This window comes from Pseudomonas sp. PSE14 (assembly GCF_029203285.1).
Taxonomy (GTDB): domain Bacteria; phylum Pseudomonadota; class Gammaproteobacteria; order Pseudomonadales; family Pseudomonadaceae; genus Pseudomonas.
This window is the reverse complement of sequence record NZ_CP115669.1, coordinates 2,654,254-2,677,173: the sequence shown is the minus strand read 5'-3', so window position 1 is coordinate 2,677,173 and position 22,920 is coordinate 2,654,254. Positions and strand designations below refer to the sequence as shown.

At 61.7% G+C, this 22,920-nt stretch carries 20 protein-coding genes; 16 read left to right on the top strand and 4 right to left on the bottom strand.

The features are described from left to right. The first annotated feature begins 32 nt into the window (after positions 1 to 32). Both hmgA and fahA read left to right on the top strand, forming a co-directional pair. Positions 33 to 1,331: a homogentisate 1,2-dioxygenase gene (gene hmgA / locus O6P39_RS12460; RefSeq protein ID WP_275611630.1), complete on the top strand. Its 1,299-nt coding sequence runs from the start codon at positions 33 to 35 to the stop codon at positions 1,329 to 1,331. A gap of 1 nt (position 1,332) precedes the next feature. After that, positions 1,333 to 2,637 carry a fumarylacetoacetase gene (gene fahA, locus O6P39_RS12455; protein WP_275611629.1) on the top strand — a complete coding sequence of 435 codons (1,305 nt, stop codon included), beginning with the start codon at positions 1,333 to 1,335 and terminating at the stop codon, positions 2,635 to 2,637. A gap of 107 nt (positions 2,638 to 2,744) precedes the next feature. Here fahA and O6P39_RS12450 read toward each other — a convergent pair whose 3' ends face one another. Both O6P39_RS12450 and O6P39_RS12445 read right to left on the bottom strand, forming a co-directional pair. Continuing rightward, positions 2,745 to 3,122 (bottom strand): hypothetical protein, encoded by a 378-nt coding sequence (locus tag O6P39_RS12450; protein WP_275611628.1) that lies wholly within the window; start codon positions 3,120 to 3,122, stop codon positions 2,745 to 2,747. 72 nt (positions 3,123 to 3,194) lie between these two features. After that, on the bottom strand, positions 3,195 to 4,238 hold the full coding sequence (locus O6P39_RS12445; RefSeq protein ID WP_275611627.1) for a LacI family DNA-binding transcriptional regulator: 1,044 nt from the start codon (positions 4,236 to 4,238) through the stop codon (positions 3,195 to 3,197). 228 nt (positions 4,239 to 4,466) lie between these two features. Between O6P39_RS12445 and O6P39_RS12440 the strand changes: the two genes are divergently transcribed. The 4 genes from O6P39_RS12440 to O6P39_RS12425 all read left to right on the top strand — a co-directional run bounded on the left by O6P39_RS12440 (position 4,467) and on the right by O6P39_RS12425 (position 8,538). After that, positions 4,467 to 4,988: a gluconokinase gene (locus tag O6P39_RS12440; protein ID WP_275611626.1), complete on the top strand. Its 522-nt coding sequence runs from the start codon at positions 4,467 to 4,469 to the stop codon at positions 4,986 to 4,988. A 92-nt stretch (positions 4,989 to 5,080) separates the two neighbouring features. Next, a complete protein-coding gene (locus tag O6P39_RS12435; RefSeq protein ID WP_275611625.1) occupies positions 5,081 to 6,433 on the top strand; it encodes a GntP family permease in 1,353 nt (450 codons plus the stop codon). Positions 6,434 to 6,541: 108 nt separating this feature from the next. Further along, positions 6,542 to 6,682: a hypothetical protein gene (locus tag O6P39_RS12430; protein WP_275611624.1), complete on the top strand. Its 141-nt coding sequence runs from the start codon at positions 6,542 to 6,544 to the stop codon at positions 6,680 to 6,682. 230 nt (positions 6,683 to 6,912) lie between these two features. Continuing rightward, positions 6,913 to 8,538 carry an NADP-dependent glyceraldehyde-3-phosphate dehydrogenase gene (locus O6P39_RS12425; protein ID WP_275611623.1) on the top strand — a complete coding sequence of 542 codons (1,626 nt, stop codon included), beginning with the start codon at positions 6,913 to 6,915 and terminating at the stop codon, positions 8,536 to 8,538. Between the two features lie 169 nt (positions 8,539 to 8,707). Here the strand turns inward: O6P39_RS12425 and O6P39_RS12420 are convergent, their stop codons facing one another. Further along, positions 8,708 to 9,181, bottom strand: a complete 474-nt coding sequence (locus O6P39_RS12420) for a phage antirepressor (RefSeq protein ID WP_275611622.1) — start codon at positions 9,179 to 9,181, stop codon at positions 8,708 to 8,710. 432 nt (positions 9,182 to 9,613) lie between these two features. Here O6P39_RS12420 and O6P39_RS12415 point away from each other — a divergent pair, with 432 nt between their 5' ends. The 4 genes from O6P39_RS12415 (at position 9,614) to O6P39_RS12400 (ending at position 14,642) form a co-directional block, all read left to right on the top strand. Continuing rightward, positions 9,614 to 11,719 carry a GNAT family N-acetyltransferase gene (locus O6P39_RS12415; RefSeq protein WP_275611621.1) on the top strand — a complete coding sequence of 702 codons (2,106 nt, stop codon included), beginning with the start codon at positions 9,614 to 9,616 and terminating at the stop codon, positions 11,717 to 11,719. Further along, the gene (locus tag O6P39_RS12410) at positions 11,712 to 12,137 is read left to right on the top strand and encodes an ASCH domain-containing protein (RefSeq protein ID WP_275611620.1); all 426 of its coding nucleotides are present in this window, start codon (positions 11,712 to 11,714) and stop codon (positions 12,135 to 12,137) included. Before O6P39_RS12415 ends, O6P39_RS12410 begins: the two co-directional genes overlap by 8 nt. Before the next feature lie 28 nt (positions 12,138 to 12,165). After that, a complete protein-coding gene (locus O6P39_RS12405) occupies positions 12,166 to 12,951 on the top strand; it encodes an HNH endonuclease (RefSeq protein ID WP_275611619.1) in 786 nt (261 codons plus the stop codon). Positions 12,952 to 13,601: 650 nt separating this feature from the next. Beyond that, positions 13,602 to 14,642, top strand: a complete 1,041-nt coding sequence (locus tag O6P39_RS12400; RefSeq protein ID WP_275611618.1) for a sterol desaturase family protein — start codon at positions 13,602 to 13,604, stop codon at positions 14,640 to 14,642. A gap of 13 nt (positions 14,643 to 14,655) precedes the next feature. Here the strand turns inward: O6P39_RS12400 and O6P39_RS12395 are convergent, their stop codons facing one another. Beyond that, a complete protein-coding gene (locus O6P39_RS12395) occupies positions 14,656 to 16,245 on the bottom strand; it encodes a lytic transglycosylase F (RefSeq protein ID WP_275611617.1) in 1,590 nt (529 codons plus the stop codon). 297 nt (positions 16,246 to 16,542) lie between these two features. Here O6P39_RS12395 and O6P39_RS12390 point away from each other — a divergent pair, with 297 nt between their 5' ends. From O6P39_RS12390 to O6P39_RS12365, 6 genes are all read left to right on the top strand, one after another. Next, complete coding sequence (locus O6P39_RS12390; RefSeq protein WP_275611616.1) at positions 16,543 to 17,241, top strand: AzlC family ABC transporter permease; 699 nt, start codon at positions 16,543 to 16,545, stop codon at positions 17,239 to 17,241. Then, positions 17,238 to 17,552 carry an AzlD domain-containing protein gene (locus O6P39_RS12385; protein WP_275611615.1) on the top strand — a complete coding sequence of 105 codons (315 nt, stop codon included), beginning with the start codon at positions 17,238 to 17,240 and terminating at the stop codon, positions 17,550 to 17,552. Before O6P39_RS12390 ends, O6P39_RS12385 begins: the two co-directional genes overlap by 4 nt. 435 nt (positions 17,553 to 17,987) lie before the next feature. Further along, positions 17,988 to 18,671, top strand: a complete 684-nt coding sequence (locus tag O6P39_RS12380; protein ID WP_275611614.1) for a hypothetical protein — start codon at positions 17,988 to 17,990, stop codon at positions 18,669 to 18,671. Positions 18,672 to 18,837: 166 nt separating this feature from the next. Beyond that, the gene (locus tag O6P39_RS12375; protein ID WP_275611613.1) at positions 18,838 to 20,331 is read left to right on the top strand and encodes a PLP-dependent aminotransferase family protein; all 1,494 of its coding nucleotides are present in this window, start codon (positions 18,838 to 18,840) and stop codon (positions 20,329 to 20,331) included. 123 nt (positions 20,332 to 20,454) lie between these two features. Beyond that, positions 20,455 to 21,522 carry a TIM barrel protein gene (locus tag O6P39_RS12370; RefSeq protein WP_275611940.1) on the top strand — a complete coding sequence of 356 codons (1,068 nt, stop codon included), beginning with the start codon at positions 20,455 to 20,457 and terminating at the stop codon, positions 21,520 to 21,522. Positions 21,523 to 21,576: 54 nt separating this feature from the next. Beyond that, positions 21,577 to 22,845 (top strand): MFS transporter, encoded by a 1,269-nt coding sequence (locus O6P39_RS12365; RefSeq protein WP_275611612.1) that lies wholly within the window; start codon positions 21,577 to 21,579, stop codon positions 22,843 to 22,845. Positions 22,846 to 22,920 lie beyond the last annotated feature (75 nt).

The window sequence follows — 22,920 nt, the reverse complement described above, 5'->3', positions numbered from 1 at the left end:
AATTCAATTACGATAAAAAGAGTGAAACCACCATGACTGCCTCCCGCGCCCCGGCCTACCTGTCCGGATTCGGCAACGAATTCGCCAGCGAGGCCCTGCCCAACGCATTGCCCGTCGGGCAGAACTCACCGCAGCACGTCCCCTACGGCCTCTACGCCGAACTGCTCTCGGGCACCGCCTTCACCGTCCAGCGCAGCGAGGCCCGGCGCACCTGGCTGTACCGCATCCGTCCGTCCGCCGCGCACCCGCGCTACGAGCGCCTGGAACGGCAGATCACCGGCACAGCCCTGGGCCCGGTCACGCCCAATCGCCTGCGCTGGAACAGTTTCGAGATGCCGCAGGAGCCTACCGACTTCGTCGACGGCCTGCTATGCATGGCCGCCAACGCCGAGGCCGACGCCACCAGCGGCGTCAGCGTCTATGCCTACCGCGCGAACCGCTCCATGAGCCGGGCCTTCTTCAACGCCGATGGCGAGCTGCTGATCGTGCCGCAAGCCGGCCGCCTGCGACTGGTCACCGAACTGGGCGTATTGGAAGTCGAACCGCTGGAGATCTCCGTGATCCCGCGCGGCATGCGCTTCCGCGTCGAGCTGCTGGAAGCGTCCGCCGCCGGCTACGTGGCGGAGAACCACGGCGCCGCCCTGCGCCTGCCCGACCTCGGTCCCATCGGCAGCAACGGCCTGGCCAACCCGCGCGACTTCCTCACCCCGGTGGCGCATTACGAGGACGTCGAAGGCCCGGTGCAACTGGTGCAGAAATTCCTCGGCGAACTCTGGGCCACCACCCTCGACCATTCGCCGCTGGACGTGGTCGCCTGGCACGGCAACAACGTGCCCTACAAGTACGACCTGCGCCGCTTCAACACCATCGGCACGGTGAGCTTCGACCACCCCGACCCGTCCATCTTCACCGTGCTCACCTCGCCCAGCGACACCCACGGCATGGCCAACATGGACTTCGTGATCTTCCCGCCGCGCTGGATGGTGGCCGAGAGCACCTTCCGTCCGCCGTGGTTCCACCGCAACCTGATGAACGAATTCATGGGTCTGATCCAGGGCGTGTACGACGCCAAGGCCGACGGCTTCGTCCCCGGCGGCGCCTCGCTGCACAACTGCATGAGCGCCCACGGTCCGGACAACGCCACCACCCGGCAGGCCATCGCCGCCGACCTGAAACCGCACAAGATCGATCACACCATGGCCTTCATGTTCGAGACCGGCCGCGTGCTGCGCCCCAGCCGCTTCGCCCTCGATTGTCCGCAACTGCAGCGCGACTATGATGCCTGCTGGAGCGGCATGCAGAAGACCTTCGCCCCCTCTTCGGAGCAATGAAATGAGCGTCTCCCACAACGCAAAAAGCTGGATCGAATCGGCCAACGGCCACCCGGACTTCCCCCTGCAGAACCTGCCCCTGGGCGTGTTCAGCCCACCGGGTGACTCGGCGCGAGGCGGCGTCGCCATCGGCGACTACATCTTCGACCTGAAGACCGCCTGCGAAGCCGGCCTCTTCCACGGCGCCGCCCACCAGGCCGCGCTGGTCGCCAGCGGCGACAGCCTCAACGCCTTCTTCGCCGCAGGCCCCACCGCCCGCCGCACCCTGCGCGATGCGCTGATCCACCTGCTCAGCGAAGGCAGCAGCGAGCAGAAGCGCATGGAGCACCTCGGCGCCGCGCTGCTCAAGCCCCAGGCCGCGTGCCGCCTGCACCTGCCGGCCCAGGTGGGCGACTACACCGACTTCTACGTCGGCATCCACCACGCCAAGAACGTCGGCAAGCTGTTCCGCCCGGACAATCCGCTGCTGCCCAACTACAAGTACGTGCCCATCGGCTACCACGGCCGCGCCTCCACCATCGTGCCCTCCGGCACCGAAGTGCGCCGCCCCAACGGCCAGACCCTGCCCGCCGGGCTCGACGTGCCGGTATTCGGCCCCTGCGCGCGCATGGACCTGGAGCTGGAACTGGGCATCTGGATCGGCCAGGGCAACGAACAGGGCAAGGCCATCCCGATTTCCGGCGCCGCCGGGCATATCGCCGGCTTCTGCCTGCTCAACGACTGGTCCGCGCGCGACGTGCAGGCCTGGGAATACCAGCCGCTGGGCCCCTTCCTGTCCAAGAGCTTCGCCACCAGCATCTCGCCCTGGGTGGTCACCGCCGAAGCGCTGGAACCCTTCCGCACCGCCCAGCCGGCCCGCCCGGAAGGCGACCCGCAGCCGCTGCCGTACCTCTATGACGAGGCCGACCAGCAGCACGGCGCGCTGGACATCGAACTGGAAGTGCTGCTGCTCACCTCGCGCATGCGCCACGAGCACCAGGCGCCGGAACGCATCGCCCTGAGCAACACGCTGAACATGTACTGGACCGTGGCGCAGATGGTCGCCCACCACAGCGTCAACGGCTGCCGCCTGCAACCGGGCGACCTGTTCGGCTCCGGCACCCTCTCCGGCGAAACCCCGGACAGCTTCGGCAGCCTGCTGGAACTGACTACCGGCGGCAAACAGCCCGTGGTGCTGAGCAATGGCGAGGAGCGCCGCTTCCTCGAAGACGGCGACGAAATCATCCTGCGCGCCCGCTGCCGCCGCGACGGCTACCCGTCGATCGGCTTCGGCGAATGCCGTGGGCGGATTCTGCCGGCGCATTGATCGCTTTGCTTTTCGTAGGAGCGAGCTTGCTCGCGAACAGTGCTAGCCGACGACTCTGTAGCTGGGCGGTTCGCGAGCAAGCTCGCTCCTACAATGCACAGCCAACGCTACGCACTGCGGCGGCCGACTGCGAACTTGAAGATCCCGTACGCCACAAGGAACAGGGCGCAGAGCGGGTAGTACAGCACCCAGGCCAGGCCCGTCTCCCGCGAGGGGACGTGCCAATGGACATAGATCGTGAATGAAACGAGGACGAGGTTCAGGCCAACCAAAGTCTGCAGCAGCGTGCCTCTGCGCAATATCGATACCGCGGCCAGGCACACCATCAGAAGATGCGGAGCCGCCATGAACAGGTAATTGCGGACGAACGACTCGTCCCCATATCCCTGATTCACATTGTTCTGCAGACCAATACCCAGTGCATGAACCACTGCCGGTGCCAGGACCAGAAGCACCACCTTCGCCAGAAAATTATCAGCCGCCATTATCCTTCCTTGATATCCGGGCGTGACGTTGAAGCACTGATTCTAGCCAAACGCCAGAATGAATCTCTGGTCTCAACTACTCTCCCGCACCATCAACTCGAACCCCAGGTCCATCACCGGCGCGCTCACCGGCTTGTCGTTGATCAGGTCCAGCAGTCGCTCCGCCGCATGTGTCCCGATGGCCTTGCGCGGCGTGCGGATGCTCGACAACCGAGGCACCATGAATTCCGAACTGGGCAGGTCGTTGAAGCCCAGCACCGCCACCTGTTCGGGGATGCGAATGCCATGGCGCATGGCTTCCAGCAACGCGCCCTGGGCCAGGTCGTCGTTGCCGAAGAAGATGCCTTCCACCTGCGGCTGGCTGGCCAGCAACTGGCGGAACAGCTCGCCGCCCAGACCAACCGACGACGGACGCGGCGTCAGCACCTCCAGCGCCGGGTCATAGACGCCCGCCTGCTGCAACGCGCGACGGTACCCCTCGCCCCGCAGCAACGTGCGCTGGTCCAGCTGCGCGCCGATATAGGCCAGCCGCTTGCGCCCACTCTTGAGCAGGTGCTTCGCCGCCGCCTCCCCCGCGCGAATCTGCGAGAAGCCCACGCAATGCAGGCCGGCGCCGGGGTCCAGGTCCATCATGTAGACCGCCGGCACACCGCTGGCCTCGATCATCCGCCGCGCGCTCTCGGTGCGGTCGAAGCCGGTCAGCAGCAGGCCGCGCGGCTGGTAGGCGAGGTAGTTGCGCAGCAGGTTCTCTTCTTCATCGCGGGAGTAGTGATAGTTGCCGATCAGCACTTCCAGGCCGCGCGGATGCATCACGGCATGGATGGCTTCCAGGGTCTCGATGAACAACTGGTTGGCCAGCGACGGTACCAGCACCACGACATTGGGGCTCTGTTTGGAAGCCAGCGCACGGGCGGCGGGATTGGCCACGTAGCCCAGTTCGCTGGCCGCCTGTCGGACCTTCTGCGCCAGTTCCTCGGCCACCGTGCTCACCCCGCGCAGGGCGCGCGAGGCGGTGATGGGGCTGACGCCCGCGCGGCGCGCAACCTCGTCGAGGGTGGGTCTGCCGGTGGTGCGGGAGCTTCTGTCGTTCTTCTTGTCTTTGTTCTGAGCGGTCATCGGGCAGCTTGCCAAACAAAAATCGAGGCACTAAGGTAGCGCTGTCTCGCGACCAGGGCAATTGCCTGAGACCGGCCCCACCGGTCCCTCGCCCGCCGGCCCCTTGCTTGCCATCAAGCAGGCCGAAGCCGCCAGAACAGACCGACTAGAATGACAAGAATACGGAGGCAGCCAATGCTTTTCGTTACACCCAACAAAGATAGCGCTGTCTCAACGCCGAGGCCCTGCATGCTCCCCGCCATCGATGCCGTACTCATCATGGGTGTCGCCGGATGCGGCAAGTCCAGCGTCAGCGAGGCCCTGTGCCTGCGCAGCGGCGCGTTCGCCATCGAAGGCGACTCCTTCCACCCCGAAGCCAATATCCAGAAGATGAGCGCCGGCATCCCGCTGACCGACGAGGACCGCGCCGGCTGGCTCGACACCCTCGCCGCCGAGCTGCAGAAAGCCATCGCTGCCGGGCAGCGCCCCGTGCTCACCTGCTCCGCGCTCAAGCTCATCTACCGTGAACGCCTGCGTCGCGCCGTGCCCGGCCTGGGCGTGGTGTTCCTGGAACTCACCCCGGAAACCGCCGCGAAGCGCGTCGCTACCCGCCCCGGCCACTTCATGCCGGCCAGCCTGATCGACAGCCAGTTCGCCGCCCTCGAACCACCGGTGAGCGAACCGCTGACCCTGCGTCTGGACGCCACCCGCCCGCTGGAAGAACTGGCCGAAGCTGCACACCTCTGGTGGCGTCAGCACTCCCACGACTGAGCCGATAGCGCCTGCCCGTCAAAGATAGCGCTATCTCGATTAACTGAAGAAGAAAAGCCGCTCCGGCAAAACGACAACAACAGGAGAGCCCCATGCTCGGCATGTCCCACGACACCTATCTGCTGCTGGATGCGGTAGTCACCATCATCGGCCTGATCCTGCTGATCACGCGCCTGAAGATTCACCCCTTCATTGCCCTGATCATCGCCGCCGGCTTCCTCGGCCTGACCTCCGGCATGCCCGTGGCGACCATCGTCAAATCCTTCCAGGACGGCTTCGGCAGCGTGCTCGGCTTCGTCGGCATCATCCTCGCCCTAGGCACCATGCTCGGGAAGATGATGGCCGAGTCCGGCGGCGCCGATCAGATCGCCCGCACCCTGATCCAGGCCTTCGGCAAGCAGCGCGTGCACTGGGCGATGATGCTCGCCGCCTTCCTCGTCGGCATCCCGCTGTTCTTCGAGATCGGCTTCATCCTGCTGGTTCCGCTGGTGTTCATCGTGGCCCGCCGCAGCGGCGTGTCGCTGATCAAGATCGGCATCCCGCTGCTCGCCGGCCTCTCCGCCGTGCACGGCCTGGTGCCGCCGCACCCGGGCCCGCTGCTGGCCATCGGCGTGTTCGGCGCGGACATCGGCAAGACCATCTTCTACGGCCTGCTGGTCGCCCTGCCCACCGCCGCCATCGCCGGCCCGATCTTCGGCGCGTGGATTTCCAAGGTGATCCCCGGCCAACCCAACGAGGAGCTGGTGGCGCAGATCGCCCATGAGCCGGACACCAGCGACCTGCCGAGCTTCGGCGTCACCCTGTTCACCGTGCTGCTGCCGGTGTTCCTGATGCTGCTGAAGACCTTCGCCGACGTCATGCTCGCCGACGGCCACGTCGTCCGCGCCTGGCTGGACATGATCGGCCACCCGATCACCGCCCTGCTCCTGGCCCTGCTGCTGTCGCTCTACACCTTCGGCTACGCCCGCGGCTTCGACTCGAAGAAGATCCTCAAGCTGCTCGACCACAGCCTCGCGCCCACCGCCGCCATCGTGATGATCATCGGCGCCGGCGGCGGCTTCAAACAGATGCTGGTGGCCAGTGGCGTGGGCGACGTGATCGGCCACATGGCCGTGCAGGCGCAGATCTCGCCGATCCTCCTGGCCTGGCTGGTGGCCGCGGTGATCCGCATCGCCACCGGTTCCGCCACCGTCGCCACCATCACCGGCGCGGGCATCGTGGTACCGGTGATCAACCTGATCCCCGGCGTCAACCGCGAACTGCTGGTGCTGGCCACCGGCGCGGGTTCGCTGATCCTCTCCCACGTCAACGACGCCGGCTTCTGGCTGGTGAAGCAGTACTTCAACATGAGCGTGATGGAAACCTTCAAGACCTGGACCGCCATGGAAACCATCCTCTCGGTGGTCGGCCTGGGCTTCATCCTGCTGCTGTCGCTGTTCGTCTGAACCCAACCGGGTTGCGCGCGCCACCGCCGCAGCCCGGTCATGAAACAACCGGCGGATGACTCCGAAGGCTCATCCGCCCTACCGGCTTCCTGCAACGAGGTATCGCCCATGACTTCCTCCGCAACTCCGCAAGCCCAACCCGCGCAACCCACCTGGCCCCGCGACTTCGACATCCGCGCCCGCTACGCCGAGCAGCAGGAACTGCTGCAACCGGTCCCCGCGCCAAACCCCGCCCCGTCGCACCCGTAGGGCGTACAACCGTTCGCGGTTGTACGCCGATTCACCTTGCCTGCCCGTCGCTTCGACGGTGGGTTCGCAGTGCCCTGAAACCACAGTCAATCGGCGCATAACGCGGAGCGTTATGCGCCCTACCAAAGCAACCACCCGGCCACTCGTCGCATCGCTTGCTGAATCGATTTACCTAAGCACAATCACGGACTAAAACAGACCAGTCGCCCACCGTTTCCGAAGGATGAGTCATGCCTGACAACAACAAACTCGACCGCCTCTTCCCCTGCCTCGCCGACATCCCTGAAACCTGGCGCCCCGACGCCCCCGTCGAGCAGCGCGAATACCTGGTCAACGGCCAGTTGCTCCGCTGGGACGGCCCGCTCGCCCCGGTGCGCAGCCCGATCTTCCTCGCCACCGAACAAGGTGACGAACAGGTCATCCTCGGCAGCACCCCGCTGCTGGATGCCGACGCCGCCCTCGCCGCGCTGGACGCCGCCGTCGCCGCCTACGACAACGGCCAGGGCCTGTGGCCCAACCTGCGCGTGGCCGAGCGCATCGCCCACGTCGAACGCTTCCTCGCCCGCATGCGCGAACAGCGCACCGCCGTGGTCAAGCTGCTCATGTGGGAGATCGGCAAGAACCTCAAGGACTCGGAGAAAGAGTTCGACCGCACCTGCGACTACATCGTCGACACCATCGAGGCGCTCAAGGAGCTGGACCGCCGCTCCAGCCGCTTCGAGCTGGAACAGGGCACCCTCGGGCAGATCCGCCGCGTGCCGCTGGGCGTGGCGCTGTGCATGGGCCCGTACAACTACCCGCTGAACGAAACCTTCACCACCCTGATCCCGGCGCTGATCATGGGCAACACCGTGGTCTTCAAGCCCGCCAAATTCGGCGTGCTGCTCATCCGCCCACTGCTCGAAGCCTTCCGCGACAGCTTCCCGCCGGGCGTCATCAACGTCATCTACGGGCGCGGCCGCGAGACCGTCAGCGCGCTCATGGCCAGCGGCAAGGTCGACGTCTTCGCCTTCATCGGCACCCACTCCGGCGCCGCCGACCTGAAGAAGCTCCACCCGCGCCCGCACCGCCTGCGCGCCGCCCTCGGCCTGGACGCCAAGAACCCCGGCATCGTCCTGCCCAGCGTCGACCTGGACAACGCCGTCAGCGAAGCCATCACCGGCGCCCTCTCCTTCAACGGCCAGCGCTGCACCGCGCTGAAAATTCTCTTCGTCCACGAAGACGTGCTGCCCCGCTTCCTCGACAAATTCAGCGCCAAGCTCGCCGAACTCAAACCCGGCATGCCCTGGGAACCGGGCGTAGCGCTGACGCCACTGCCCGAGCCGGGCAAGGTCGACTTCCTCAGTGGCCTGCTGCAGGACGCGCTGGCCAAGGGCGCCCAGGTCATCAACCCCGGCGGTGGCGAAAGCCGCGAAAGCTTCTTCTACCCGGCGCTGCTCAGCCCGGTCAGCCCGGACATGCGCCTTTACCACGAAGAACAGTTCGGCCCGCTGGTGCCCGTGGTGCCCTACCGCGAGCTGGATGAAGTGATCGACTACGTGCTGCAGTCCGACTACGGCCAGCAGCTCAGCCTGTTCGGCGACAACCCGGAGCAGATCGGCCCGCTGGTGGACGCCTTCGTCAACCAGGTCGGCCGCATCAACATCAACGCCCAGTGCCAGCGCGGCCCGGACAGCTACCCCTTCAACGGCCGCAAGAACTCCGCCGAAGGCACCCTCTCCGTGCACGACGCCCTGCGCACCTTCTCCATCCGCACCCTGGTCGCCACCCGTTTCACCGACGCAAACAAGGAACTGATCAGCCAGATCATCCGCGACCGCGACTCCAACTTCCTGACCACGGACTACATCTTCTGATCAGCCCACCCACCGGCTGACGCCAACCCCGAACCCCACGCCAATCGGCCCCCTCTCCCTCCGGGAGAGGGCTGGGGTGAGGGCAACCCCAACTCCGAACTCCCCACGGCAGCACCGCTCTTCGTAGGAGCGAGCTTGCTCGCGAACCCGCCCCACTCCGCACCCGCCATTACTCCCGCCGCCACCACCGCCCGCGCCGCTCTTCCCGCATCAACCTCGGCACCTCCCCCATCGGCACCCACAACTCCCCCTGCCAATCCAGCACCGCAATCGGCCGCCCTTCCCCCTTCGCCTGCATCCGCTTCGGACTGCAAGCCGCCATCAACCCCTGATCCCGCAGCACCGGCAACACATACCCGGTAATCCACTTGCGCAACTCCCGATGCTCCGGATCGCGAAAGCGGTTCAGCACATGGAAGGCGCCATAGTCGCTCACCAGCAGCACGACCTCCTCGCCGCTGCCCGTCACCAGGCGCGCCTCGCGAAACAGATCATCATCCAGACGAAGAACATAAGACTCGACCCGCTCGCGGATCAGATACCCCAGCTCGCGGGCGACCAACCAGGGCTGGTTGTCGATCAACACGCCGCGCAGGGAACGGTTGTAGCGCTGGAAAACGGTGGGGATGTAGATGTCGTCCATGAGTGCAGACCTTGATGATTGTTTATGGACACCACCTCACCGTCGCCAAACGGATGGGGTGGCGGAACCGCGCAGGGTTGGCGAACCGGCAATCATCACCCGGCAGACCCGAAGGTCTCCCCACGCGGCCCGCCATAGCAAATCACTGCGTCCGTAGAGCTACGGCGCAGGGCTATTCAGCGCAGGTCACGCGAATGATTGTTCCGGGTCGCCAAACCCGCCCCCTGTCGTTTTCACAGGGGCGTCGGGAGGTTAGGGGGTAGAGATATGATGGTCAAGATGTCCACAACATCAATTCATGTTAGATCGGGGTTTGGGAAATGGCCTACCAAAGACGGCAGCACCCTGATGCAGAAAACATGGTAGAAGTCACACACCTATGAGAGTATCGCCCCAATACCGCACCCCAACCGAATACTAGTCGAGACCGCAATGGACTATGCAATCTTAACGACTTTTGATGAAGTTTCGAATTATATAAAGCAAGTCTCCAAAATCGCCGACAACAACAAAAACTCGTTTGGCTTCCTATCGGCAACAGCTTATGAACAAATGGCATCTAAAGGACAACTCTGGGTAGCCGTAAACAAGGATCTAGAACTGAAAGGATACTTAATGTTTGGCGGAACAATGCCAACCATAAAAGTCTTCCAAGTATATGCCTGCAAATCTACAAAAGGCCATGGACTTGGCAAGCAACTAATCGACAAACTAAAAAGTTTCGCAAAAGAGAGAAACTACCACTCAATTGCAGCCAAGGTAGCATCTGACCTCCCCGCCAATGACTTCTGGGAAAGGAATGGCTTCGCAGTATACAAGCAAGTCAAAGGAGGAAAAACAAAAAACCGAACGATAAACATAAGGGGATACTCCCTAGAAGAAAACGATTTATTTGGAAGGCTAAATAACGAGAAAACAGAAATACAACCAACCGGACCGGTACTTAGGCGCGCCATATACGCACTAGATTTAAATCTTATACTTGACATTTGCAAAGCAAGGATTGGCCATTCGCAAGTTCTAAAGATAATGCAAGTTGGCTTTCAAGGCGGATTCTCAGTTTGCATAACCCCCGAATTCAAAAACGAACTAGAGCGCCAATCGAAAAACTTCCCTGACGATCTTGGGCTAAGACTAGCTCAAGCCTTCCCCGAAATAAAATCCGAAAACGACACTTCCGCAATAGCTGACTCGCTACGCACTATTATATTTCCATCCAGGTCATCAAATAGGAGATCAGCAAGAAATGACGAATCAGATCTAATACATCTCGCTCATTGCATCTCAGCAAAAATTGACGGATTCATCACGCGAGAAAAAGCGCTATTGAGAGCGTGCAATGAAATCAAACACAAATACGGCGTCTCAATACTTTCACCCGATGAAATATCATTTAGCGACAATGAACTCCCAGAGAGCTTCAATCCTCTAAACTCAGACTTCTCAATATCCACATCACCAGCGAACGATAAAATAAAAAACTTCCTCGATAGCTATGAAATACCAGAAGCTATTAAAAGCCTTATCATTGAAACCTCCCCTATCAAACCAGCCATCAGCGTCAACACTGCGAGCATCGATGAAAGGTTATTCGGAATTTATTTCGCCCAGAAACCAATAAAATCAACAGCCAGCTCAATTGCTGCACTCTATGTAGATGAGACTTCCCCTCAGTCTACCGCCGCGATAGACCACTTCCTTGAAATAGCATTAAGACGCAAGATGAAGTTCTCTTATCGACTTGATCTGTACATAGGAAAAGATCAAGCACTTACCGAAGAGACCCTCATAAAAAAAGGATTCATAAAGTCAAACGACCACTTTTTCAAGATCATTAGCAATGCATTTCCCAACAACAAAAACTGGGCAGCCTTCTCAAGAGAAATAAAGTCCTTCTCCGGACTATCAATACCTGAAAAATTCCCATCTAAAAAGGAAATACAAAACACTGGAATTTGCCTAGGCGACTCTAACGGGAAATTCCAGATATTTTCCTGGTTTGATTTTGAGACTATTATTGGGCCGCGATTCATACTAACAGCAGATCGCGAATGCATATTAGTACCAATCCAAGAGAAATATGCTAACGGCCTACTTGGCAACGTAAAAAACCAACTCTCTTTACTGTCCAGCCACGAACAAACCTTATTACTTGAGAAGGCCTATTTCAGATCCCCCAAAAGGTCAAACATTTTCAAAAAGGGAGGCATTATTGCCTTCTATATTTCAGGAACCAAAAGCATCCAAGAAATCGTCGGTTTCGCAAGAATAACCTATTCGGACGTCATAAAAATTGACGAAGCCACTATCAAGCTTGATCGACAAGGAGTACTATCGCGCGAAGAACTTTTAGATGTATCTGACAAGGACGGGAAAATACATGTTTTCACATTCGATAATTTCTTAGAATTTGATAAAAGAGTTTCCTTCACGAAGGCAAAGAGGCTAGAACTAATAAGTAATGCCAATCTAGTTTCTCCCGAGAAGATAGAAATTGACAAACTGAGAACATTAATCGGAGAAGCCTTTAATGAATGATGCGATTATCTCTATCAAGCCACAACATGTAGAAAACATTCTTAGCGGAAGAAAAACCGTCGAACTACGCGTTAGAGGAATGAATCTACCAGAAGGTTCAACTCTTTGGATCTATTCAACTCTACCGGTAGGGAAAATAAAAATCTCCACCGAGATAGACTTCATTGAAGTGCTTCCACCAAAAGAAATCTGGAAGAAATACGGGAAAAATATCTGTATATCAAAGGAAGAATTCGACGACTACACCAAAACACGAGAGGCTGTAGCGGCAATTGGACTAAGAAATATAAAACCATTAGAAAAAGACATTTGCCTTGAAACCATGAGAGCGTATGAAAAGAACTTTCAACCTCCGCAATTTTTCTCAAGAGTCAATCCCGACAGAGCACTTTACTCAGCTCTTTACAAAGAATCATAATCAAAAATAGTTCAAACAGGACTCAAGGATGAGATGTATTTTTTGCAAGAACGAATCAAAAATCTCAAAAAGCATCGAACACATTATCCCTGAAAGCCTTTACAACACTTCACACGTGTTGCCGAAGGGCATTGTCTGCGACCTCTGCAACAATTATTTTTCGCGAGAGGTTGAAAAGCCATTCTTAGACTCCCCGGCACTGACAAATCTGCGCTTCATGCAGTCAATCCCCAACAAACGTGGCCGAGTACCTCCAGCAAAAGGCTTTATATTAACCAACACCTTAATACCAGTACACCTACATCGCGAAGCTTCTGACTCCCCCTTCTCCATCGAGCTGTCAAGCTCAGTTGCTGGACTAACCAACATAAGACACGGGAAGCTAATCTTCCCATTATCCGCTGCCTCGCCAAGCAAGCGCGTTACTGCAAGATTCTTAGCAAAAACGGCGATAGAAGCATTTGCGCTACGCTTACTCGCAGCCTCTGAAAGCATCGATTACTTAGTCGACGAGCAGCAACTCGACTCATTACGAAATTTCGCTCGCAAAGGGCAACCCAATGAGTGGCCATTTTATTCGCGCACAATCTACGAAGCCGACAGGTGCATAATCGAAAATGGAAAGAAACTGCAGACCGTACATGAATTCGACTTCTTAGCAACCAGAAACAATCAAACCTATTTTAGCTTAGTTATTTTTGGCCTCGAACTAACAATAAACGTTGAAGAGCGCGAAATCGACGGATACATTACCTGGCTAAAAGAGAACAACAATCAGAGTCATCTTTATACGGGAAAAAATTCACCAACTTAGATTAATGACCAGCCGTCACATAAAGAAGTTGCGCACCGAAGCATTTACTCGATGTCACTTTTAGGCAATAAAAATGCACGCACGCCGCAAAATCAAAAGATATATTTCCACTCTAATACACTATGCGGATCTAGATTAGATCTGCCGAAAATGAGCCCCCTCTCCGCACACTAGGAAGCCACGATTTATTGCGCCGTCGACGCCACGGCCCCATCCAACAGCACCCGCCCCTGCCTCTAGAAATCCCCCATTAGTAAAAAAGAGCAAAAAAGGACCGATTTATTTTCCCGCTCAAAAGCCTGTCGACGTGTCGTGATCCGTCGAGTCATCTCGAGTCGGCCGCACTCACTTTTGACATTAAGAATTATTCCCAATTACCATTGGGCACACTGACTACGATGTTTGGCGTGCGCGTTCAGTCCCACCACACACCATACATCGCCGAGCCCCGGCACCACCGGCGAGCCATTCCAAGAATAAGAGACAACCCATGCATTTCTTCCAGCCGGTCACTGCGCCGTGGCAGCCCGAAGCTACGCTGAAGCTCATGAGCCTGAGCGCTGCTGACGCGCACTGGATTGCCGATTGCGCCGCGCTCCTGGCCTGCTCCGATCTCCAGCCCCCTGCCCTTCGCCGAAGACTCGCCTGCCGTGGATGATCTCCTGCCGTTCCATAGCCACCTGACCACCCTGGTGATCGATCCGGTCGTCCACCGCTTCGCCGGTCTTTTCGACCTGAACGGTCGCGTCGGCGTGTTGTTTCTCTTCCTCTCCTACGCCGTCGCCTATGGTCTGTTCCACTTCAGGAAGTACCGTGGGCTGACGGATGCGCGTTCGTTCTGGCAGTTCATTGGCGGCAACCGGGTGCATTTCCATCGTTCGGCGTTGCTGGATTACCAGTACTACTTCGTGCGGGGCATCCTGCATGCGGCGTTGATGGTGCCCATCATCGGGCTGGTCGATCCGTACATCCTGCGCTCGGGCGATTACATGGTCTTCTTCACCAGGCTGTGGGGCGCGCGCCCGCAGGTGGGTGAAAACCTCGGCCTGTCCCTGCTCTATGGGCTGGGGGTGTTTCTGGTGGGCGACTTCAAGAACTACTGGGTGCATCGGGCCTTCCACTCGCGCTGGTTGTGGGCGTTCCACAAGGTGCATCACTCGGCGTCGGTGCTGGTGCCGGCGACGGCCAGCCGCGTTCATTTCGTGGAGAAGCTCGCGGCGAAGCTGGCCGGGGTCGTGGCCCTCGGCGCCTATGCCGGCGCCTTCTGGTACGCCTGCGGCGGGGAGATCAGCCGTTACACGCTGTTCGGCGTGACCTATCTGATCTTCATCTTCAATGCGCTGGCGGTGAACCTGCGGCACAGCCATGTGTGGCTGTCGTTCGGGCCGGTGGTCGAGCACGTACTGAACAGCCCGGCCCAGCACCAGATCCATCACAGCGATGCGCCCCGGCACTTCAACAAGAATTTCGCGATCAACCTGTCGCTGTGGGACTGGATGTTCGGCACGCTCTACGTCACCACCCCGACGCCGGAACGCATCCAGTTCGGCGCCGGGGAGCGCGATGATCATCGCTACCTGACGCTGTACAGCCTGATCGTCACGCCCTTCGTGGAGACGGCCCGCAAGCTACGCAAGGCAGGACGCCCACAGGCAGTCGCGGGCGATACGTCCCAATCGCCCAACGCCTAGTCCACGGGGCCGCCTACCTGACGCCCGAGTCCGTCCCCGGAGGCGTACCGCCCTGATCGGGCTGGGCCGTGACCTGCTCGGTGGCGCGTTGCTTCGACGCCCGCGCGTCGAGGATCAGCCGGTAGGCGATGTAGTACTTGTAGATGTTGCTGACGTAGGTGACGGTCTCCGCGCCGATCTGGTCGGCGGCGACGTATTCGACGTTGTGGAACCAGACGTTGGGGTCGAGCCCGCGCCGCGCGGCCTCCTCGCGCAGCCGCGCCACCCTGGCCGGGCCGGCGTTGTAGGAGGCGAAGGTGAACAGGGCCTTGTCCAGGTCGGTCATGGGTTCGTCGCCGTAGTAGCGGTCGATCATCAGGCGCATGTACTTGGTCCCGGCTTCGATGTTCGACCGGGTCTTGCGGATGTCGCCGACCTTCAGTTCCTTGCCGGTCGCGGGCATGACCTGCATGACGCCGATGGCGCCCACGGGGCTCCGGACGGACTGGTCGAGCCGCGATTCCTGATAGCCCTGGGCGGCCATCAGCAACCAGTCCACGCTGTACTTGTCGCCGTATTGCCTGAAGAACTGCACCAGCTTGAGGAACTTCCGCCGCTCGGATTCGGAGGCGGCATCCTCGATGTATTTCGCGTTCTTCAGGTAGCGCATCAGGATCAGGTTGCCCGCAAGGCTGCCTTCGCGGTGACGCATGACGAAGTCGTCGACGGCGGCCTTGAGTTGCGGGCTGTTCTTGCGCAGGGCCCAGGCGATTTCGCCGCCCGTGCGGAGGGCGATGGCGTCATGCACGGTCACGTCGGGGAAGACCTGCTTCCACAGGTCCGCCTTGTGCTTGTCCATGACGATGAGCGGGATCAGCCCGGAGTTGAGCATCTCGACCAGGTCTTCGTCCTCCAGCGCTTCCGGCGCCGGTTTGATGTTCACCGGGGCGCGCCCCTCTGTGGCGAAGCGCTGGTTGAGGGCAAGCAGGCTCTCGTAGTAGCTGGATGACTGGCGGACGAAGACGTCCTTGCCCGACAGGTCGTCCAGGGTGGCGACCTGTGGCGAGGCGGGACCGGAGAGGATGACTTCGCTGACGTTGGTGTAGCCGGGCACGGAGAAATCCACCTGCTCCCGCCGTGCCGCCGTGGTGGTGAGGTTGGACGCGGCGATATCGCCCTGGCCGGCGATCAGCGCCGGGATCAGCTGGTCGCGCCGGACCGGAACGAACACGACGTGAACCTTCAGGTGCCGGGCGGCGCCCGACGCGGTGGAGGCCAGCTGCTTGTTCAACTCGTTCTCGAACAGCGTGAACCATTCATAGGTCACGCCGCGCTGCACACCCATGTCGGTGAAGTAGAAGGTCTTGCTGTAGATGGTGAGGACGCGGATGGTCTTGCGCTGGATCATCCCGTCCAGGTCGCCGGTCCAGGGCTTCTGGATCTCGTTCGGGTCGAGGGTGAAGGTTTCCGCTTGCGGCGGCGCGAAGGGCTCCGGCGCATCGGCGGCGGGAAGCGCTCCGCCGGACAAGGCCCAGAGCAGCGCCGCCAGCCCGGCCAGCGGCGGCCGGAGACAGGTTGCGCGATGAGCCGAGGGGTGAGGTTGAAGCGGCAGCTTCCTCAACATGATCGCGCTCCGGGACGGTGGCGGATGCACCGCTACCGTGATGTGCAGACGTGCGCGCTGAGCCTTGCGGCTGTTCGGACGTGCAGGCCAGTACGATGCCCGGCGAAACCGCGAGCCCGGCACAGCCACCCACACGCGGGACCGCGCCTCGTCCCTACCAACAAGTTTAGGAGCCGCGCAGGAGGGAGCGGATCAATATTTCCGGCGGGGAAATTGTCCCACCGCAGCAAGATTGTTCAAGCCAGCGAGCGCCCCGTTCTGCCACCCTGTCGGCACGAAAGACTGCAAAGAATCACCATGTCCCAATCCACGCTCTCCTCCCGCGCCTTCCTCAAGGGCGCCATCGACATCATGCCGCTGTCCCTCGCGGTGCTGCCCTGGGGCCTGCTCGCCGGTTCGCTGGCCATCGACGCCGGGCTCTCGCCGCTGCACGGCCAGGGGCTGTCCGCCATCGTCTTCGCCGGGGCCGCGCAGCTGGTCGCCATCGGCATGCTCAAGGGCGGCGCCGGGTTCTTCTCGATCATGATCACCACCCTGCTGCTGACCTCCCAGCACCTGCTCTACGGGATGACCATGCGCCCGGTGATCTCCGGCCTGCCGGGCCGCTGGCGCGCGGGCCTGGGCTTCCTGCTCACCGACGAGTTCTTCGCCCTCACCAGCAACCACGACCGCGAAACCTTCAACCGCTGGTACGCCCTGGGCGTGGGCCTGACCTTCTATATCGCCTGGAACCTCTTCACCCTCGCCGGCGTGCTGCTGGGCAGCAGCATTCCTGGGCTGGAGCACCTGGGCCTGGACTTCTCCATCGCCGCCACCTTCGTCGCGCTGATCGCGCCGGTGGTGAAGAACGTGCCGACCGTGGTCTGCGTCGCCGTCTCGCTGTTCTGTTCGGTGCTGTTCAGTTACTGGCAGCTGGGTTCGGCGCTGGTGCTGTCGGGCCTGGCGGGAATGTTCGCCGGCTTCATCTGCCAGAAGTTCTCGGGGGTGCGCGCATGATGGTCTGGGCAGTGATCTTCGGCATGGGCCTGATCGTGTTCTTCAACCGCTACGTGTTCCTGGAGCCACGCCTGCCGATCCGCCTGAGCAGCAACGTGCGGCAGTTCCTCGGCTTCGCCGTGCCGGGGATGCTCACCGCGATCTGCGGGCCGATCGTGTTCCTCCCCGACCATCAGTTGAACCTGCGGCCGGACAACCCCTACCTGCTCGGCGCCGTCGCCGCCGTGGCGCTGGTGCTGTGGACGCGCAACGTGCTGCTCAGCGTGATCCTGAGCATGGGAGCGTTCTACCTGTTGCGCTGGTGGTTGTAAGTTTCGCGCTGAATTCAGGCTCCTCCCGCCCAGGCGAGGAGCCGAGGCAATGCCCCCGCATCCCCCCGCCCCATTCCAGCGCCGGCCGGCGCAACCTGAATGCCGCCACGGCGATCCCCGCTGCGCCTATTGCCAGTGACTGCGGCCATTCTGCTCGCATCGTCCCGTTTTCGCCGCGCGGGATCGACCGGTGCCCTACCCCTGCCTGAAAGCCCCGGATTCCCGCAAACCCAGGCGACACGCTGCCACCCATCGACGCCCCTGGAATCGGTACGCGGGTACCGCTTTTTGTTTTTGACAGTAAGAATTATTTACAAATAATATTGCGCCTCACATGGATTAATGTGCACGGCAGCTCGCAAGACCCTCCCCCACCCGACGCTTCGTCAAGGCCCCGTACAGCCGGCGGCCCATTCCAAGAACAAGAGACAATCCATGGAATTCGTTCACGTAGTCACTTCGCTGCTGGCGCAGGAAGCAGCGATGGAGTTCGTTCGCCTGGGTGTGGTTTACACCCATCTGATCGCCTGTTGCGTTGCAATCGGCCTGGTCCTGACCAGCGACTTCGCGATGGTCAAGCAGCTCCTGAAAGGTTCGGATTCGGTTCATCTCGAGCAAGGAAACATGGAGACGCTGAAGCGCACCATCACCCTGGCGCTGCAGGTACTCTGGTTTTCCGGCGCGCTCATCGTCCTGCTGGATATGTCTGCCAAGGGGCTGACGTACCTCCTCAATCCCAAGCTCCAGGCCAAGGTCCTCATCGTCGCCCTGCTCACGGTCAACGGCAGCCTGTTGCATTCGGTGGTCATGCCCGCCCTGATCCGGGCGGGATCCCTGCTCCAGCTCGAACCGGGCATGCGCGCCCTGTCCATTTTCGCGGGCACGGTCTCGGCCGTTTCCTGGTTCTACGCGGCCTTGCTCGGCGTAGGCCGCCCCCTGGCCTGGAAGTACAGCCTGGGCGAACTGCTGTACGCCTACCCCATGCTGATCCTCGCGGGCTTCATCGCCATGAGCCGACTGGTCAAATGGGCGCGAAAACGCCAGGCGCGCTCGGTGCCCCAGCATGCTCCGAGTGTGCGGGAGAGCGGGCCTCTGCCGGATGAATCGCGCGGCTACTGACTGGCTCTACGCGTCGAACCCAGTCCCCTGCCACGTCATGGCACCTGCACGGCGCCGATGAACGATCATCGGCGCCACCGCCAACGGGCAATACCACTCCCGCAATCCCCCTCGCCAAGGCACAATCCGCCCCTCTCGTCTCGCTATCGCGCAAGGCACCCCCCGAATGAAGACGCCCGGCGGCATGCTGCTCACCGGCATCGAGCTGGATCGCTCCAGCCCGATTCCCCTCTATCGCCAGTTGTACCTGCAGGTGCGCAAGCAGATCCTCTCCGGCCGGCTGCCCGGCGGTACGCGGCTGCCGTCGACGCGGACGCTGTGCAAGGAGCTGGGGCTGTCGCGCATCACGCTGCTCAATGCCTTCGACCAACTGACCGCCGAGGGCTTCCTGGCGTCGCGCACGGGCGCCGGCACCTATGTCGGCAGCGAATGGGAGGGGCGCAGCGCCGCCGATGCGCCGCGCAAGCCGCCGCGCCTGTCGAACCTGAGCCAGGCGGTGCACTCGCTGCGCAGCGAGCATTTCAGCGGGGTGTCGTACAGCACCTGGGCGCCGGATTGCCCCACCTCTTTCCTGCCCAGCCACCCGGCCTACGACGCCTTCCCGATGCTGGTGTGGAAGCGCCTGATGAACCGCCACCTGCGCAAGGGGACCAAGGATTCGCTCGGCTACGGCGAGCTCAAGGGCCTGCAACGCTTGCGCGAGGCCATCGTCGAGTATGTGTTCGATGCGCGCGGCATCGAGTGCAGCACCGATCAGGTGGTCATCACCTCCGGCGCGCAGCAGGCGTTCAACCTGCTCGGCATGTTGCTGCTCAACCCCGGCGACAGCGTGTGGATGGAAGACCCCGGCCATATCGCCGCGCGCATCGCCTTCCAGGCGCAAGGCTGCGAGCTGGTGCCGCTGCGCATCGACGACGAGGGGCTGGATGTGCAGCAGGGCCTGCGCGAACGCCCCGACGCGCGCCTGGCGTTCACCACGCCGTCGCGACAGCACCCGCTAGGTACCACCATGAGTTATGCGCGCCGACAGGAGTTGATCGACTGGGCCGGGCGCAACCAAGGCTGGATCGTCGAGGACGATTGCGACAGCGAGTTCCGCTATGTGGGCCGCACGCTGCCGGCGCTGTTCGCGCTGGATGCCTGGGAGCGTGTGATCTATGTCGGCACCTTCAGCAAGGTGCTCTACCCCTCGCTGCGCCTGGGCTATGTGATTCTGCCGGAGGCGCTGGTGGAGCCGTTCTGCGCCATCCGCGCGGTGATGGATCGCAGCCCGTCGACGCTGCACCAGGCGACCACCGCGGACTTCATGGAGGACGGCCACTTCCTCGGCCATATCCGCCGCATGCGCAATCTCTACCAGGCGCGCCAGGCCAGCGTGCTGGAGGCGCTGCAGCGCGAGCTGGGCGGCTTCCTCAGGCCGACGCCCGCCGAAGCCGGGCTGCACCTGATCGGCTGGCTGCCCGAGGGCAGTGACGATACTGCCGTCGCGAGGGGCCTGGCCGAGCACGAGGTGTACACCTACGCCCTGCGCGACTACTGCGTGCGCAACCAATTGCCGCCGGGGCTGCTGCTGGGCTTCGCCGCGGTGCCCGAGGAGCAGGCCGGGCGGCGCGTGCAGGAGTTTGCCCAGGCCCTGAAAGCCCTGGGCTGGAAGCTCTGAAGCCGACCTAGAGCGGCCGGCAAAGTGGCTATACGAACAAAACAATAATGGCTATAGGGATAGCACCATTCCGGAGCGATAAAAGCACCGCCGGCCACCCCGGCGTCGCTATCAGGAATGACAATAATGAATGCTATCCAAGCCCGATTCGCCGACTTGCTGGCGCGTAACGCCGCGCCCGCAGATACGCCCCCGCCTCTGCTGACCCCCGAACTCGCCCGCCGTCTGCTCGACCGTCTCGACAGCCTGCGCCTGTTCGCCCACGGCTACCCGCTGCTGACCAACCTCACCCACGGCCAGGTCACGCCCCAGGACATGCTCGACTTCGCCTACCGCCATGAGCTGGACGGCCTCTCCCTGCACCTGCTGGACGGCGAGCACAACAGCCTGTCGCAGATGACTGCGGAACAACTGGCCGCCTTCGGCGAGAAGGCCCGCAGCCTGGGTCTGGCCCTGCACGTGGAAATCAGCAGCACCCGTCCCGAGGACGTCGACCAGGCCGTTGCTGTGGCGCTGGCCATCGGCAGCCGCAATATCCGCGTCTACTCGCGCTACGAGGGGCACCTGTCGCGGGTGATGGACCTGATCGAGCTGGACCTGCGGCGCCTGGCGCAACTGGCCGATGAGCACGACCTGAACTTCGACTTCGAGCAGCACGAGGAGCTGAAAAGCGACGAGATCGCCGCCCTGCTGCGCAAGGTCGGGCATCCGCGCCTGAATGCGCTGTTCGACTTCGGCAACATGATCAACGCCTGCGAGCGGCCGCTGCCGGCGCTGACCCACCTCGCCCCCTTCATCCGCCAGGTGCACCTCAAAGGCGTGCGCGTGGTGCCCGAGGCCAACGGCTTCGGCCATTACGGCGTGCTGCAGGGCAGCGCCGAGGACCAGTTGCCCGGCGCGCGGATGCTGCTGGAACTGCTGCTGCTCGGCGACAGCGCGCCCCAGGTAGTGGCGTTCATCCTGGAGCAGGAGAACCACTACATCGCCCCGGCCTTCCGCCAGAGCGACGAGGCCGCCGACCCCTTCATTCCCTACCGCGAGATGAGCGAAACGCCGCTGCCGCCGGGCTACAGCCTGGAACGCATGCTGGCCGACGAGCACCGCTGGGCGAACAACCAGGTGCGCCACGTGCGCGGCCTGCTGAACGAATTGCGCCTGCTGGCCGAACTGACCCTGGCCGACGCCGCCTGATTCCGACGGCCGCCCCGGCGGCCACCCCTCATCCGTAAACGGTGGAGAACAACAATGACAGCACAGGCTAAAGCCAAGTGGCTCCGTTTCATCGTCCTGGTCCTGGGCGGCGGTACCATCTACAAGCTCGCCAACCTCAAGGACGCCTTCTACATCCCCATGCAGGAGCACATGGGGCTGACGCACACGCAGATCGGCACCCTGCTCAGCGTCAACGCCATCGTCGCCACCGCGCTGTTCGTGGTCGGCGGCTTCCTTGCCGACCGCTTCGAAACGCGCCGGCTGATCCCGGTAGGCCTGATCGGCATGGGCGCGCTGGGCGTGTACCTGGCCACCTTTCCCGGCTACAGCCAGTTGCTGATCGTCTTCAGCCTGCTGGCGATCTGCGCCGACTGCATCTTCTGGCCCTCGCTGCTCAAGGCGATCCGCAATCTGGGCAATGACGACGAGCAGAGCCGGATGTTCGGCTTCCTCGAAGGCGGACGCGGCGTGGTCGATACCCTGGTGGCCTTCTCCGCACTGGGCGTATTCGTCGCCCTAGGCTCCGGCGCCGCCGGCCTGAAAGCCGCGATCCTGTTCTACTCGGGCATCGACATCCTGGTGGGCGTGCTCACCCTGTTCCTGCTGCGCGAAGCGCCGAAAGCCGGCGCCGCCGCTGCCAAGGCCGAACCCCAGGGCCTTTCCGGCCTGCTGGAAGCGGTCCGCACGCCGGGGATCTGGCTGGTCAGCCTGAACGTGTTCATGGTCTACATCGTCTACTGCGGCCTGACCTACTTCATCCCCTACCTGAAGGACATGTACCAACTGCCGGTAGCGCTGGTGGGGGCCTACGGCATCATCAACCAGTACTTCCTCAAGGTGCTCGGCGGCCCGCTGGGCGGCTACATCGCCGACAAGCGCCTGAAGAGCCCGAGCCGCTACCTGAAGTGGGCGTTCGTCGCGCTGCTGCCGCTGATGCTGGTGATCCTCAGCATTCCCCGTGGCGAGAGCTACATCTACGCCGGCATGGCCGCCACCCTGTCCTTCGCCCTGGTGGTGTTCACCATGCGCGGGGTGTTCTGGGCGCCGATGAGCGAAGTGGGCATCCCCTCGCGCATCACCGGCTCGGCCTTCGGCATCGGCTGCCTGATCGGCTACGCACCGGGCATGTTCGCCTACATCATCTACGGCTCGCTGCTCGACCAGTATCCGGGTGAGCAAGGCTACACCTACGTGTTCAGCCTGATGAGCGTGCTGGCGGTGGTCGGCGTGGTGGTCTCCGCCCTGCTGCAGCACCTGGTGAGCAAGCGTGCCAATGCTCCGGTGGCGCAAGCGCTGGCCTGATCCGTTGAAGTGAACTGCCCGCCACCTTCGGGTGGCGGGTTGGTTTCCGCCGGTTTCGAACGCTAGCCTCCAGCG

What these genes read in the sequence shown, in the direction of transcription:
- hmgA (WP_275611630.1), top strand. Translation starts at nt 33, where the DNA reads ATGACTGCCTCCCGCGCCCCGGCCTACCTGTCCGGATTCGGCAACGAA.
- fahA (WP_275611629.1), top strand. Translation starts at nt 1,333, where the DNA reads ATGAGCGTCTCCCACAACGCAAAAAGCTGGATCGAATCGGCCAACGGC.
- O6P39_RS12450 (WP_275611628.1), bottom strand. Translation starts at nt 3,122, where the DNA reads ATGGCGGCTGATAATTTTCTGGCGAAGGTGGTGCTTCTGGTCCTGGCA.
- O6P39_RS12445 (WP_275611627.1), bottom strand. Translation starts at nt 4,238, where the DNA reads ATGACCGCTCAGAACAAAGACAAGAAGAACGACAGAAGCTCCCGCACC.
- O6P39_RS12440 (WP_275611626.1), top strand. Translation starts at nt 4,467, where the DNA reads ATGCTCCCCGCCATCGATGCCGTACTCATCATGGGTGTCGCCGGATGC.
- O6P39_RS12435 (WP_275611625.1), top strand. Translation starts at nt 5,081, where the DNA reads ATGCTCGGCATGTCCCACGACACCTATCTGCTGCTGGATGCGGTAGTC.
- O6P39_RS12430 (WP_275611624.1), top strand. Translation starts at nt 6,542, where the DNA reads ATGACTTCCTCCGCAACTCCGCAAGCCCAACCCGCGCAACCCACCTGG.
- O6P39_RS12425 (WP_275611623.1), top strand. Translation starts at nt 6,913, where the DNA reads ATGCCTGACAACAACAAACTCGACCGCCTCTTCCCCTGCCTCGCCGAC.
- O6P39_RS12420 (WP_275611622.1), bottom strand. Translation starts at nt 9,181, where the DNA reads ATGGACGACATCTACATCCCCACCGTTTTCCAGCGCTACAACCGTTCC.
- O6P39_RS12415 (WP_275611621.1), top strand. Translation starts at nt 9,614, where the DNA reads ATGGACTATGCAATCTTAACGACTTTTGATGAAGTTTCGAATTATATA.
- O6P39_RS12410 (WP_275611620.1), top strand. Translation starts at nt 11,712, where the DNA reads ATGAATGATGCGATTATCTCTATCAAGCCACAACATGTAGAAAACATT.
- O6P39_RS12405 (WP_275611619.1), top strand. Translation starts at nt 12,166, where the DNA reads ATGAGATGTATTTTTTGCAAGAACGAATCAAAAATCTCAAAAAGCATC.
- O6P39_RS12395 (WP_275611617.1), bottom strand. Translation starts at nt 16,245, where the DNA reads ATGTTGAGGAAGCTGCCGCTTCAACCTCACCCCTCGGCTCATCGCGCA.
- O6P39_RS12390 (WP_275611616.1), top strand. Translation starts at nt 16,543, where the DNA reads ATGTCCCAATCCACGCTCTCCTCCCGCGCCTTCCTCAAGGGCGCCATC.
- O6P39_RS12385 (WP_275611615.1), top strand. Translation starts at nt 17,238, where the DNA reads ATGATGGTCTGGGCAGTGATCTTCGGCATGGGCCTGATCGTGTTCTTC.
- O6P39_RS12380 (WP_275611614.1), top strand. Translation starts at nt 17,988, where the DNA reads ATGGAATTCGTTCACGTAGTCACTTCGCTGCTGGCGCAGGAAGCAGCG.
- O6P39_RS12375 (WP_275611613.1), top strand. Translation starts at nt 18,838, where the DNA reads ATGAAGACGCCCGGCGGCATGCTGCTCACCGGCATCGAGCTGGATCGC.
- O6P39_RS12365 (WP_275611612.1), top strand. Translation starts at nt 21,577, where the DNA reads ATGACAGCACAGGCTAAAGCCAAGTGGCTCCGTTTCATCGTCCTGGTC.